Source organism: Cytobacillus sp. NCCP-133 (assembly GCF_026011715.1).
In the GTDB taxonomy this organism is placed as follows: Bacteria; Bacillota; Bacilli; order Bacillales; family Cytobacillaceae; genus Cytobacillus.
On sequence record NZ_BRVM01000002.1, the window covers coordinates 127829 to 141386 of the forward strand.

The following is a 13558-nucleotide window of genomic DNA, read 5'->3' on the forward strand; positions in this document are numbered from 1 at the left end:
ACCCGCTCATGGTGCCTTTTTTATTAATCTGCGTCCTTTGTGGGCAAGGCGCCTTGCGCTTTTCTTATTCCGCTTGATAAGGCGGCTTTTCTTCATGGAATTCTCTTGCCTGTTCGATATTCATATCATCCCCGCGCCCGTGGACGGACCCTCCTGACAGGCCTTCATTAATGATTCTGTCAATATCCATATAGGTTTTGTCACGGCCTTCGTAATCTAAATCCTCTGATGCCTTTGAATTTTTATTTTTTTCCATAATGTCCTCTCCTTTTAAGAAATTGATGATCTACCTGTTATTTTCTCAAAAGGGCATTAAAGTCATGCAAAATATTTAAAGGCTGAACGGAAAGTATATATCTTAATTATTCATAAACATGGTATAACATTAACTGATGAATTTGTGATTTCAGTTCTCCCTCCTGGCTCGCAGGATTTCCGGATGTCCATTCAATTTTTCCATCGGGATGGTAAATACCCGCGATCTTTTGTTTTTTGAAGTAAAAAGAAAATGTCCATCCCGGCAATTGTTTATTTACATATAGAGGCTTGAATTGAAAGTGTGTTAGCATTCTGCGTCCTCCCGGTTGTCTTTTCAAGATATCCGTTTATAGTCCCTGAAAGAGGGAATAGAATAGATGTAGAAATATTTTAACATTAAAAGGAGGCAAAAAATAATGAAAAGAAACAATACATTTATGATGTCAGCCATGGCACTTGGAGCTGCATACTTAATGAGAAACCCGGAAGCACGTCAAAAACTAAAAGACCAGTTTCGTTCATTTGCAGGCACCTCTACAAAGAAAAATAATGTAAAAACCCCTAAAAGGCCTGTAACCTCTTAAAACAATATTTACGATTGGACTAGCGCAAGTCAAGAAATACTGTATACTAATCGCATAAAAATAGCCGTACACCTTCAGTGTGTACGGCTATTTTCAATAACGGCCATTAGAACCCCGCCCTTGCAAAAAATAAATGGGTGAGCTCTTTAATCCTTTTCTTTTCAATGGAGAGTTCATCAAAGCTCATGGGCTTTGAATTGATTTCATAGATTACATAGTTACCTTCATCTGTTCTGCCTGCATCAATAGAGAATTCACCGTAGAAGCCTTTGCTTTTTTCAAGAAGCTTTCCGGTTTGTGCAGCTGCCATTTGAATAAAGTCATCATGCTCTTGGGTTCGAACCATTTCGTACGGAATCAAGATCCCGCCATTCGGGATATGTGTTGTAATTTCCTGTCCCTGAGCCTGCCGTATGCCAATTCCGGTAACTTGAAAGCTGCCATTGCAGAAATGAACAAGAATCCTAAAATCGAAGCGCTTGCCATCAATCTTGGCAGAGCTCATTGCTTCCTGTGCAATATATGCTTTGTCTGTCAGCGGGATACTCCATTCATTCCAAAAACCTTCAAAATGGGTGTAATTAAAAGCATGGTTCAGCCCGTTTATGATTACCTTTTCTCCATCTTGCATGCTTAGGCGGTAGATTCCTTTGCCTTTTGATCCGCTGGCAGGCTTCAGATAGATATTTTTATAAGTGTGGATAAAATGGCTCAGTTTTGATTTATCAGTGATAAGAATTGTGTCAGGAATATACTTTTGCAGAGGAGGATAGGCTTTCAATAATTGGCAGACTTCATATTTATCAAGAAAGCCCGGATTAAAAAAAGGGATCTTATTTTTCTTAAAAAACAGGAAAGCCTTTTGAAAAGTCTCCTTTTGTTCTAGCTTTCTAAAGGGCACTCTATTATAGACAAGGTGGGGAAGGGGAAATCTCGCTTCGGCCCATTTATCTTTTGCAGGCAAATAGATATAGCCGTTCACGGAATCATCTTGTATGTCTTCCGCTGTAAATACAAATGAAATTCCGTTGTTTTGCAGGATTTTTTTCTGCAGCGCCTTAAATAACGGGCCATTTCCGGCGATCGATTGGTCCTTCCCCTTTCCAGAAAGAATACCTATAACTGGTCCTGCATTATCTTTTTTGTTTAATAAATTTAAAGATAATACGTTTTCGGCCTCCGTGCTGCATGATTTTAAGGGCTGAGAATTGTTTCCGAGTGTGGCATTGGATGGGCCAAACCATTCTTTGCTGGTCCAGTCGTAATAAACTTTCATCTGAAAATTTCCTCTGGTTTCATGATGGAAGCTTCCGTAAGGAAAACGGCAAATGAAAGGGAAAGCTTTCTGGTTAGAAGGTCAAACTCGCGCAGCTGGGGGTGCTTGAATATGGATCTTCCCGGTTTGGAGTTTGCTTCAAAGAGCCACACGTTCCCTTTGCGGTCCAGCCCAAAATCGAAGCCAATCTCGCCAATTATGCCTTCCATGTTCCGTTCAAGAGCCTTGCTTATTTTAAGTGCTGCTTCAGTCAGTCTTTTTAGCGAATCTTCCATCTCATTTTCCGATTCAAAAATTTCATTGATTGTCTTAATTATCCCGCCGCTTTTTACATGAGTTGTAACACTGCCGGGACCTGCAATTTTAGCAGCTGTCGCGGTAATTCTCCATTCTCCGTTTTCATCTTTATTGGTATGAATTCGGAAGTCAACAGGCCTCTGGTCATGACGCAATAAATGGATCCCTTGCTGGACGAGAATCTTGCTTAAATTCCTGCCAGCAAAAACATTTCGCATCAAACTTTCCAGGCTATTGTACTTTCTTAGCCGATTTTCATCCCTTACACGGTATCTGCAATAATAGTTTCCTTCCTTTTTATCATAAATAATTTGATGGATTCCCAGCCCAAGGCTTCCATTGATTGGCTTTAGGAATACATGACCATAATCTGCAAGCATTCTTTCTATAACAGAAAAAGAAGAAAAAGAGTGTGTCTCTGGCAAATATACACTGATCTCATCTTCGTTTTGCAGTCTTTCGTAAACATCTAATTTATTAAAGAACCCAGGATTATACCATGGAATCAAGTAGTCCTTCTGCAAGCGGTCACGGACTTCTTTAAGTTCGTTCTTTTTTTCGCTTTTTCGATTTGGGAGCCGATCATACACGACATTTGGGAAGGGAACTTCATAGGTTTCAAAGCCCTCCTGATGATAAAAAAGGCCCCGGATTGTTCCTTGTTCCCAGTTGATATGCTGGTCGCCAAACAAGAAAGGGATTGCTCCCACCGTTTTCTTAACCGACAATAGTTTTGCAAAAAACAAGGTCCTGTCTCCAATAGGCCTCAATGGGAAAGAAGTGAAGCCTGAAGTAAAAATTCCGACGAGCGGCCCGATAAACAATGTTTCGTTATTGGCAAATGCGTGAAGCGGAATATTCAAATCTGGAAAGTTAAGTGCTTCTGCGACGTCTTTGCTTAGTATAATCGAGTTTTTCTTCGTTTTATGGAGAACGAAAGCAGCATCTTCTGAATGTGTCCCAAATGCAATTTTGGTCAAATGGGTATGAAGGTTTAGCTCATTCGGGATATAAACCGTTTTGGAGGGTGAATCCAAAATTTCAATTTGATACTGTTTTCGCATGATTTGGTCTCCTTTCTTTATCTATGCCCGCTTCGAGATATTTTGCATAAAGAAGGGGAGCGGTATATAATTCTTCCCTTTTTTCAGGTTCGGTGTTTAAGATCGTCTTTCTTCCAGGCTTGGAATTGATATCAAGAATCCAGAGGGAACCATTATCGCCGATCCCAATATCAATTCCCATTTCAAATAAGGGAGGGAGTTTTTCTTCAAGTGCAGCAGGAAGTGTTTCAATAATTTCATCAAGTTCATCTCGTAAATAATTTTTTAATGAAGATGGAAAAGCAGTGATCCAGTCATCAAACCGAATATTCTTACCGCCTGCACTTAAGTTTGAAATGATGCCATCCTTTTTTCCTGTCCGGATTCCCCGTCCAATTTCGTTCCAAGTGCCTTTAGAATCCTTTTGCAATAAAATTCTAATGTCAAAGGGATGGCCATCCTTATCAGAGAGAGTGACATAAGGCTGGATAAGATACTGCCGCTTAGCAGTTAGCCTATTTAACCAGCTGATAGCCTTTTCAGTTTTTTCAAAGTGATGGGTCACCTGGGCGTCCTTTTTATCTGTTTTAACCAGTATGCCTTCGCCGGCCTTTTTAATATGGAAGATGCCCTGCCCCTGAGATCCTCTGGCTGGCTTAATAATTAGGGACTGTTCAGCTAGCAGGCTGTCAATAAACGATTGCGGGTTCGTGAAAGGCATCGTTTTCACCAAATAAGGCGAAATGTTCGTATGGGTAAGGATATCATATAATTCAAGCTTATTTGGCAAGCCGTAGCCAAGAAAACGGATATCATCTCTTGCTTTTAGCCAATTAACAATGGACATGCATTGCTTTGAGAGGGAATCCTCACTATAAAAGCATCGATCATAGAGGATAGCGGGAACGGAAAACTCTTTGTTTTCCCATCTCCCTATGCTTGGATTATAAAAATCGCCGTTGATTTTTTCCGAAATGGGGTTGATATCAGAAGGGACAAATCGATAGCAGGCAATGCCGTACTTATATGCCCTTTTAGCCATTTCCAAGTAGTAAGATTTTTCGCTGCGCTTGTTTAACGTCATGATTCCGAATGAAAGCATCCTAGTAATCCTCCTTTAAGGGTCTGCCCGAAAATGATAAGGAAACAGCATATTCAATCAGCGCTTTGGCTGAAGGCCTTATTTTTTTACAGCTGTCTTCAAAGTTTTTGGAGGGTTTTGAATTGGCTTCAATGATCCATAGCTTTCCTTTATTATCTATGCCAATATCAATACCGAGTTCACCGATTAGACCATCGGATTTTTGACTGATTATGGAGGCGGTTTCAACTGCTAGCTCCTTCAACAGTGCAAGCTGCTGGATGGCTGTTTTTTGATCTGACAAAAGTGAAAAAATCTTTATCGGTTTCATCATCTCTCCGCCTCTTGCGATATTGGAAACAAATTGCTGCTCAGCAGAAACTCGGGCAACTGCCGAAGTTGCTTTCCACGTATCCTGAAAATTTTTATGGCAAAGAATACGAAAATCAAACTGTCTGTTTTTATAGGTTTGGAGGGGGATGGCCTGCTGGGCTAAAAAGGTTTTTTTCATAAGCTGGTGCTTAAACCAATGGGTGAAACGGGTATAGTTTTCAAAGAAAAGCGTTTCTTCTTTGCGGCTGCCGGATGATAATTGTGCTATAATTTCGTCCCCATTTAAGGTAGTTCGGATGATACTGCGGCCTTGGCTGCCATGGATCGGTTTAATATATATAGACTCATGTTTAGCTAACAATTCCTTGACTGTCTGTTCATCTGCAATAACTGTATCTGGCAGATAGGGCTCCATATGGTATTCGGAATGAAGCAGCTGGTGAACTTCTTTTTTGGATAAAAAGCGGTCATTAAACATGGGGATGGTTAGGCTGCTTATACTCTTTCTGAATGATTGGAAGGCGGTGCTGGCCTCCAGCAATCTTGAGTGAATCCGGTTATAAATTACACCTGGCAGCGGAACTTCCTTTTTTAGCCACATACCATCCTGATGGCAGTATCCCTGTAGTTTTCCTGCTTCAAAATCTTTGAAGTGGAAGACATAAAAGTAACCTCCCAAATTCGAAACAACCTCATGCAATTCATAGCAAAAGGCATGAATAGAGCGGAAGTCTGGTTCTTCTCCCGTATCATTTAAATCAGTCAAGAGGCCTATGACCGGCCCGAGTGTAAGGGAATGATCTGTGTTCGAGTAGGCTGCAACAAAGTTGAGCTCTTCTATAGGCAGTAAGCATTCCTGAAATAGACGATCACTGAATAAGAACTGGTCCTTCGTCATGTTAGCCCCTTCAATGGTAATCTGAATGGAGCGCCTCCCTATATGCAGAACATGGGGGATATGCAAATCTATATTCCAGTAATGAATAAGAGAATGGCTCATTTGGATGCGAAACAGATTTTCTTGAAACCTTTTTACCGGAATAATCGTAATAGGCAATAAAGAAACTGACATGATCATTCCTCATTTGCTCGTCTTTGTATGTGCGCGTATAATGAAAAAATAGGCAAAAGCTGATACGGTATCGTATGTAACAACGCAGAAAATGGTGCAATGACGAAGCGGGGATGCTTGAGAGCAGGGGTTTTATCCCGCTATATAAATTTTTGCATGGAAGGTAGTAGATGTTAATGCAGATAACAATTACAATTTTTATCATGATTATTATAGGGGCTGTCATAGGGGGATTTACCAACTCTCTAGCTATAAAAATGCTGTTTAGGCCATATAAGCCAATTTATATAAAGAATTGGAGAGTCCCATTCACTCCTGGGCTTATTCCAAAGCGAAGGGACGAGCTCGCTGCGCAAATGGGGAAAATGGTAACAGACCATTTGCTTACACCAGAAAGCATCCAGCGGAAATTTTTAAATGAAGGATTCCAAAAGGATATGACCGGTCTTGTTCAAAAGGAACTTGTGAACATGCTTGATACTGAAAAAACCCCGGAAGAGCTGCTTGCAGTTCTTGGGATTCATAATGCTCAGGTAAAAGCTGAAGGCAAGCTTAATCAGTTTGTTGAAGAGAAATATGAAGCGCTTAAGGCAAAATATCGAAGCAGACCTCTGAGAGATGTCATCTCGCCAGAAATCATTCAAAAGGCAGATGCCAAGCTCCCGATCATTTCTTCTTATATTCTGGAAAAAGGAGCCGACTATTTTTCCAGCATTGAGGGGAAGATGCGCATCCAGCGAATGGCTGATGATTTTGTCCGTGAGCGCAGCGGTGTACTCAGCAATATGCTGCAAATGTTCATGGGGAACATAAACCTTGCTGATAAGATTCAGCCGGAAATCGTAAGGTTTTTAAAAAATGAAGGTACTGCAGACCTTATTACCACAATTCTGAAGAAAGAATGGGATAAGGTGCTTAATTGGGAAGCAGAGCGAATTGAAGAGCAATTTGAAAAAGAAAAACTTGTTAACATGATAAAGAATTTTGTTCAAAAAGCAGTCAAGCTTGAAGGCTTATTCCAAAAGCCGTTCTCTGAGCTGACCAGTTCCTTCAGAGAGAAAGTAATTGAAGAGATAGCTCCGAAAAGCGTTGAATTACTTGGCGGGTGGCTTTCCAGCCGCATTGATGTTCTCATGGAACGCCTTCACCTGGCTGAAATTGTCCGTCAGCAGGTGGAAACCTTCTCCGTTGAGAGACTTGAAGAAATGGTATTATCCATTACGAAAAGCGAACTGAAAATGATCACCTATCTGGGTGCATTGCTTGGCGGTCTGATTGGGCTTTTCCAGGGGATTCTGGTGGTTTTCATTAATTAAATGGTATCGCCTCGCGTTTGCTGTCATAGTTTGTTATAGTGGAGTGGATGTTCAAAGTACGGGAAATATTGTGGTTATTATTCTCTTTTTTGAACGAGAATTGGGAGGAGTTTACAAATGGCAGTAAATTTATATGATTCAGCTTATGAATTGGAAAAAGCAGTGCGTGAAAGCGATGAATACAAGGCCTTAAGACAGGCGTACGATGAGGTGAATGCAGATCCGTCTGCAAAAACCATGTTTGAAAACTTCCGTAACATCCAAATGGAACTTCAGCAAAAGCAAATGATGGGCCAGGATATTACACAGGAAGAAGTAGAGCAGGCGCAAAAAACCGTTGCGCTTGTACAGCAGCATGAGCAAATTTCCAAGCTTATGGAAGCAGAGCAGCGCATGAGCATGATGATTGCTGAAATGAACAAAATCATCATGAAGCCTCTTGAAGAGCTTTATGGAGCTGTTGAATAAATAAGCACTTAAACCTCCCGTGATGAATGGCGGGAGGTTTTCCAATGGGAAAAAGGCTAGATGTTTACTGTATTAAACTACCTTAAGTTTGGGTACCTTTATGTTAAATAAGGTGTAAAGGAAAGAAGGTATTTAAATGAAAAAAGCGATTTTTCTCGATCGTGATGGTGTATTAAATGAGGTATTGTCTGATAGAGTCAAATTCGTCAACAAACCTGAGCAGCTTTTTTTACTGGAAGGTGCGGCAGAAGCGGTTGCGGATTTAACCAAGGCTGGTTATGAGATTTTCGTTGTAACAAATCAGGGCGGCGTTGGACTTGGATTTTTAAAAGAGAAGGAATTAAAGAGAATTCATGAAAGGCTGCAAGAGCTGGTGAATGATAAAGGCGGCCAAATTAGAGAGGTAGCTTATTGCCCGCATAAGCCTAAAGCAGGATGTGAATGCCGGAAACCAAATGCAGGCATGCTGCTCGATCTTGCAAAAAGATATCAGATCAACCTAGCTAACTGCGTTATGGTAGGCGATCACGAGCGGGACATTGAGGCTGGAAAAAGAGCTGGCTGTAAAACTGTTTTTATCGGATCAGAGCCAACAAGTGCGGATATTCAGGCAGCATCACTTTTTGAGGCTGTGGAGGACATTTTGGAAATGCTTAAATAATTGAGTGAAAACCGCTTCTTATTAGGGAAGCGGCTTTTTAGATCGGACTAACGTGATTGTTACAATCCTAGCTCTAGAAAGAAGAATATAATTTAGTCATTGTTTCTTCTGGTGATTAAGGGATTCTATTTTACCAGCCTTTAATTATGACTTTACGCACAAAATCATCATCTATTCTTTAAAGCTCACCGTTATAAAGCTGAAGAAAGCCGAAAAACCAGGAAATATAGGCACTTGCTAATACCATAGCTATAAAAAATGCGAAAAATAGCCAATCCTTCGGTGAAACTGCGATTTTATGATAGTAATTTCTGTTTTTATCTCCAGTAAACCCTTTTGACTCCATCGCCATTGCAGTCCTCTCGGCTTTACGGATAGCCCCCGCAAGGAGAGGAACTGCATATCTCTTAAGCTCCGCAATTTTTTCCGGAAGCGACCTCGCTTTAGGTACTCCCCTAATCCGGTGAGCACTTCTGATAATCTCAAATTCTTCTTTCATCAATGGCAGAAACCGATAGCCTGCCATGATCCCGTAAGCAAGCTTTGGAGGAAGCCGGCATTGCTGCATTAAACTGAGCAGGAATTCTGATGGCTTTGTGGTTAAAATGAACAGCAGGGATAGCGACGTAAAACTTAAAACCCTTAGTCCAAGGGAGAGGGCGCGCTGTAAGCTCTCCTCAGTCAGAATTAAAATTCCCCATGACCAAAGAATGGTTTCTCCTTCATGAGTTCTTGAAAAAATGAGAGCTGACCAAATATATATAAGAGCCATGAAGATAAACGGCGAGAAAAGCAGAATCCATCTTTTGAATGACACTTTTCCAAAAATAAACGTGGCCGCTGCTGTCACGGCTAGTGTCAGCATAGGAGTAACCGGGTCAAAGAAAACGGATAAAATCAATACGCACACGATTACAGTCAGCGCTTTTATACTTGGGTTGATATCATGTAAAAGCAAGTTTTTCCCTCCTTGACATGGCGCGCAATTCGTCCTTGAGTTTTTCTATATATGGAACCTTAAGGGAGGCCAGTTTCATAATTTCCTGTTCTTTCCATAATTCTGCGGGGGTTCCTTCGTATATCTTTTCTCCGTCTGAAAGGACTATTACTTTATCGGCATATGAATGTAAGATTTCCATGTCATGTGTGATCATAACGACAGAGCTGCCGCTTTGGATCTTTTCTTCCATTAATGCCATAAGCTCACGGGCCGTTTTGGCATCCTGTCCAAATGTAGGTTCATCAAGCAGCAGCAATTCCTGTTCATTAACAAGCATTGATGCAACACTAAGCCGCCGTTTTTGTCCCTGGCTTAAGGAAAAAGGATGCATGTCACCGTGATGAAGTAAGTTCACTTGCTTCAGTGTCGTTTGAACAATCTTTTGTATTTCGTTATCTGGCATATGCTGTATTTTTAGGCTGAAGGCAATTTCATCAGTGACTGTATCCGCAATTAACTGGTGTTCGGGATTTTGAAAAACATATCCCAATTTATTTCTTAATTCATGCTCCTTCCAGCTGGAAAGGGGGCGGTCATGGTATAAAATTTCGCCAGAGGAAGGAGAGAATAATCCAGCAAGCAGTCTGGAAAGCGTAGTTTTGCCTGACCCATTTGAACCGGAAATAGCCACAAATTCACCTTTTTTTACAGTAAAGCTGATACTTTTTAGCAATTCCTTGGGGCCTATATTAAAGGAAAGGTCTTTTGCTGACAGGATTGTCTGCTTCTCCAAGCATGTCGGTGTGTTCTTCTTATTATCTAAAAACTGAAGTGCTGAATCGGGACTTATAAGTCCAGCAATCATTTCCTCGTGGTTTAGCGGAAGCTCTTTCCCAGTGAATATTCCAGCCTTTTTGGTTAGCAGGCCCGCCTTTACTGTGTTTGGCAGCCAGATGCCCTCAGCTTGAAGTTCTTCTGCATATGTATTAAAGCAATCAGCATGGCTGCCGTTGAATAAAATTTCGCCTTCCCGGTTCAGGACTAAGCAGCGGTCGGTTAAATCAATCCAATCATCCAGCTTATGCTCAATAATTAGAAGGGATAAAGCTCGCTCATCTTTAATCCTTTTGATGATTCGGGTAAGTTCATGGCTTGAAGCGGGATCCAGATTTGCTGTCGGCTCGTCCAAAATCAGGATTTCCGGTTTTAATGACAATACACATGCAAGTGCAAGTTTTTGTTTTTGTCCTCCGGATAGAGTGTGAATTAAGGCATGCTTAAATGGCAGTAAATGAACAAGCTTCAACGCCTCGTCAATTTTACATCCGATTTCTTCGGGTGGTGTTTTCATGTTCTCAAGCCCGAATGCCAGCTCATCTTCGACTGTTGTCATGCAAAATTGGCTTTCAGGGTCCTGAAACACAATGCCAATGTGCTTATTTATTTCACCAGGACGGAATTCCTCCAGCATTTTTCCCTTATATGAAACTGTACCTTCTAGTTCGCCATCAACAGCTTCCGGATATAATTTATTTAAGCAGAAGGCAAGTGTACTCTTTCCACAACCACTGGGGCCCAATAATAAAATGGCTTCCCCGGGATAAAGGGTGAAATCAATACTTTTAAAAACAGGTTTTTGCTCATCTTCATGCCGGAAAGTAAGGTGTTCGCATTTTATTAAAGACTGATTACGCAGTGAAGCCATTTTCAGATTTTCTCCTTCTTTGTTCTTTTCCAATAGGGAAACTGCTTAATGCTCCGGTTTTAGCGAGACTCTCGCTCAGCCATTTACCGAGCAATCCTGCAAGTAAAGCACCGCTGATCAGCCTGACGAAAAACATGGCAGTCACGTAACTTGGTGAAAGGGCTGCATAGCCGGAAATGAAGTAGCCCCAAATAAAACTTGTAACAGAGGAACCCATGCCGGCAGCAATCAGAACCCAAGTTCTGTAATTATTCCATCTGGCAGCGGCAAAAACAGCTTCAGCACCTATCCCCTGAATCATACCGGAGAGAATTAGGCGCGGGCCAACAGCATTGCCAATCATAACTTCGATGGCTGCAGCGATGGTTTCTGATAAAAGGGCTGCACCAGGCTTTCTGATTATATAGGCCGCGATAATCGAAACAATAAACCAAATGCCAAAAATAAGATCATACCCAATTAAGCCGAACACCCCATACAGAACGTTGCCAAATTGAAGGAATACCAGGTATACAACTGCAAACACAACAGCAAGTACAGAAAGAACAATAACCTCGCGAAGCTTCCATTTTTCGAGCATATTATTCAGCCTCCTTTTTGGAAGGACTGTTTGCAGACATATTCACTGTCATGACGATATGAGTGGTGCCACCTTTTTTACAGTTTTCGAAAGAATCTTCCAGTGTTTTGAAAACAGCATGTGCATTTCCGTCTAATCTTGAAGCATAATGGACACCTTTTGTAAACGTCCCCTGATCCTTCGCGAATATGACTTGATCCATAATGACATTCATGTATGTAGGAATCCCCATTGGATAAAGGGCGAACTGTGCAGCAGCCTCCTGGTTAATTTCAGCTGCCTTTTTTTCATTCGCTCTTTCTTCATTTTCAGCAAGATAAGCGTCGCCCGCAGTATCCCCAGGGCATCCATTTGAAAAAGTGCCGTTAAAAACAACATGGTCACCATGTTTGGCTGCTTCCAGATAAATGGCTTTTACCACATCAAAAACATGAATGGAGCGTCCTCGCACACAGGTGCTCACATCATCTGTTTCCATCCATACCTTGCTGGTATCCACTTCTTTCAAAGCTGATAGAATAACATCTTCAAACCTGTCAGTCATTGGGTAAATCGAAAATCTGCATCCTGTAATCTCACTTGTTCCGCATAAGAAATTTTCTTGCATTTTGTCATTCCTCCAATTTTTAATAAAAATAAAAAACTGCATTCCCATAAGGAAATGCAGTTGAATGTTACCCGAAAAAAATGATAGCCCTTCACCTGCACTTCCCCACGCTGGTATTATCCAGATCGGGTGATAAGAGTCAGAACGGAATGTTCTTCTCAGCCAAAAAAGCTCCCCTAGTGCAAAAATTGATATGCAGTTTTTTGTTGACTCCATCTTAATACGGAGAATACAAATTGTAAATGAATAATTTATTATTCTTTGAATTAAACAACCATTGAAAAATAGATAAACGCTGCCATTATGCAGAAAAGCATCGAGAAAAATTTCTGCGTTGTCCATGTCATGTTCTAATCCCATGCATCTCCTCATAAAAGTGTAATAGGACAATTTTACATCGAGAATAGGGGGCAAAATCAGATGATTTATCGCTTGCTTGCTTTAAATATTGACGGAACACTTCTCCAAACGAATGGAAGACTTCATAAATCGACGAAAGAAGCGATTGAATATGTACAGCAAAAAGGAATTTATGTAACGCTTGTAACTTCAAGGAGCTTTCCTTCTGCAAAGAAAGTGGCAAAAGCCTTGAAAATTAATTCTTTGCTGGTTACTCATAGGGGAGCTTATATTGCCGCCACCCAGGAAAAACCAATTTTTGTAAAACGAATTCAGGAAGATGAGACATTTGAAATCGTGCGCCTGCTTGAAGGCTTTACTTGCCAAATCAGGCTGGTGCACGAAAAATATTCACTTGCCAATAAAACTAAGCTAAATTCCAATATGCTTGCCAAAACCGTTTTTACAACTGGTGATCCTATTTTTTACTCACAGCAATTCGTAGATTCATTGAGCGACACAATTTTAGATGAACCAGTAACGCCGCCTAAAATTGAAGTCTCCTTTGAAGATAAAGAGGATCTTCGGGATGCTCAGGCAGCAATTAAAGGCATGTTTGAAAATATCGATGCGATTAAATTGAATGACCTGCGCATGGATATTGTGCCTTCAGGCGTATCGAAGCTAAATGGCTTGCTGTATTTGGGTGAATATCTGGGAATCTCACGAAACAAGATGGTCGTTATCGGAGACTCTTCAGATGACCTGGAAATGATTGAAGCAGCCGGTCTTGGCGTGGCAATGGGCAATGCTCCGGCAGAAGTAAAAAAGGCAGCCGACTGGCTAACGCGTTCCAATAACCAGAACGGCGTCAGCTATATGGTTAAAGAGCATTTCCGCAAACAGCATCCAATCGAATTTTTGAAGAAAATGAATTTATTAAAATAAAGTGAGCAAAAGAGAGTGCGATTATACTAATCGGCTCTTTTTTGCGGTAA

Annotated in this window: 15 protein-coding genes and 1 riboswitch; of the genes, 5 read left to right on the forward strand and 10 right to left on the reverse strand. The window is 41.0% G+C overall.

Annotated elements, in window-relative coordinates:
• Positions 1-64: 64 nt before the first annotated feature.
• Both NCCP133_RS04715 and NCCP133_RS04720 read right to left on the reverse strand, forming a co-directional pair.
• Positions 65-256: a hypothetical protein gene (locus NCCP133_RS04715; RefSeq protein WP_264803785.1), complete on the reverse strand. Its 192-nt coding sequence runs from the start codon at positions 254-256 to the stop codon at positions 65-67.
• Positions 257-362: 106 nt separating this feature from the next.
• Positions 363-569, reverse strand: a complete 207-nt coding sequence (locus NCCP133_RS04720; protein ID WP_264803786.1) for a YheE family protein — start codon at positions 567-569, stop codon at positions 363-365.
• Between the two features lie 105 nt (positions 570-674).
• Here NCCP133_RS04720 and NCCP133_RS04725 point away from each other — a divergent pair, with 105 nt between their 5' ends.
• Positions 675-842, forward strand: a complete 168-nt coding sequence (locus NCCP133_RS04725) for a hypothetical protein (protein ID WP_264803787.1) — start codon at positions 675-677, stop codon at positions 840-842.
• 106 nt (positions 843-948) lie between these two features.
• On the opposite strand, the gene NCCP133_RS04730 is transcribed toward NCCP133_RS04725, so the two are convergent.
• From NCCP133_RS04730 to NCCP133_RS04745, 4 genes are read right to left on the reverse strand one after another with little or no spacing between them, the layout of a single operon-like run.
• Positions 949-2118 carry a YheC/YheD family endospore coat-associated protein gene (locus tag NCCP133_RS04730; protein WP_264803788.1) on the reverse strand — a complete coding sequence of 390 codons (1170 nt, stop codon included), beginning with the start codon at positions 2116-2118 and terminating at the stop codon, positions 949-951.
• Positions 2115-3479, reverse strand: a complete 1365-nt coding sequence (locus NCCP133_RS04735; protein WP_264803789.1) for a YheC/YheD family endospore coat-associated protein — start codon at positions 3477-3479, stop codon at positions 2115-2117. The genes NCCP133_RS04730 and NCCP133_RS04735 overlap by 4 nt, the downstream gene beginning before the upstream one ends.
• On the reverse strand, positions 3457-4560 hold the full coding sequence (locus tag NCCP133_RS04740) for a YheC/YheD family endospore coat-associated protein (protein WP_264803790.1): 1104 nt from the start codon (positions 4558-4560) through the stop codon (positions 3457-3459). The genes NCCP133_RS04735 and NCCP133_RS04740 overlap by 23 nt, the downstream gene beginning before the upstream one ends.
• Position 4561: 1 nt before the next feature.
• Entirely contained in the window at positions 4562-5944 is a 1383-nt protein-coding gene (locus NCCP133_RS04745) for a YheC/YheD family endospore coat-associated protein (RefSeq protein WP_264803791.1), read from the reverse strand.
• Positions 5945-6114: 170 nt separating this feature from the next.
• Here NCCP133_RS04745 and NCCP133_RS04750 point away from each other — a divergent pair, with 170 nt between their 5' ends.
• The 3 genes from NCCP133_RS04750 (at position 6115) to NCCP133_RS04760 (ending at position 8389) form a co-directional block, all read left to right on the forward strand.
• Positions 6115-7260 (forward strand): DUF445 domain-containing protein, encoded by a 1146-nt coding sequence (locus NCCP133_RS04750; protein WP_264803792.1) that lies wholly within the window; start codon positions 6115-6117, stop codon positions 7258-7260.
• A 117-nt stretch (positions 7261-7377) separates the two neighbouring features.
• Positions 7378-7728: a YlbF family regulator gene (locus tag NCCP133_RS04755; protein ID WP_264803793.1), complete on the forward strand. Its 351-nt coding sequence runs from the start codon at positions 7378-7380 to the stop codon at positions 7726-7728.
• A 136-nt stretch (positions 7729-7864) separates the two neighbouring features.
• A complete protein-coding gene (locus NCCP133_RS04760) occupies positions 7865-8389 on the forward strand; it encodes a D-glycero-alpha-D-manno-heptose-1,7-bisphosphate 7-phosphatase (RefSeq protein WP_264803794.1) in 525 nt (174 codons plus the stop codon).
• A 178-nt stretch (positions 8390-8567) separates the two neighbouring features.
• Here NCCP133_RS04760 and NCCP133_RS04765 read toward each other — a convergent pair whose 3' ends face one another.
• The 4 genes from NCCP133_RS04765 to NCCP133_RS04780 are packed head-to-tail and all read right to left on the reverse strand — an operon-like array spanning position 8568 to position 12221.
• Positions 8568-9347: an energy-coupling factor transporter transmembrane component T family protein gene (locus NCCP133_RS04765; protein WP_264803795.1), complete on the reverse strand. Its 780-nt coding sequence runs from the start codon at positions 9345-9347 to the stop codon at positions 8568-8570.
• A complete protein-coding gene (locus tag NCCP133_RS04770) occupies positions 9334-11034 on the reverse strand; it encodes an ABC transporter ATP-binding protein (RefSeq protein ID WP_264803796.1) in 1701 nt (566 codons plus the stop codon). The genes NCCP133_RS04765 and NCCP133_RS04770 overlap by 14 nt, the downstream gene beginning before the upstream one ends.
• Complete coding sequence (locus NCCP133_RS04775) at positions 11018-11614, reverse strand: ECF transporter S component (RefSeq protein ID WP_264803797.1); 597 nt, start codon at positions 11612-11614, stop codon at positions 11018-11020. Before NCCP133_RS04775 ends, NCCP133_RS04770 begins: the two co-directional genes overlap by 17 nt.
• Before the next feature lies 1 nt (position 11615).
• On the reverse strand, positions 11616-12221 hold the full coding sequence (locus NCCP133_RS04780) for a Ykof family thiamine-binding protein (protein WP_264803798.1): 606 nt from the start codon (positions 12219-12221) through the stop codon (positions 11616-11618).
• Between the two features lie 85 nt (positions 12222-12306).
• A riboswitch (TPP riboswitch) is annotated at positions 12307-12409 on the reverse strand.
• A gap of 232 nt (positions 12410-12641) precedes the next feature.
• Here NCCP133_RS04780 and NCCP133_RS04785 point away from each other — a divergent pair.
• A complete protein-coding gene (locus NCCP133_RS04785; protein WP_264803799.1) occupies positions 12642-13508 on the forward strand; it encodes a Cof-type HAD-IIB family hydrolase in 867 nt (288 codons plus the stop codon).
• Positions 13509-13558 lie beyond the last annotated feature (50 nt).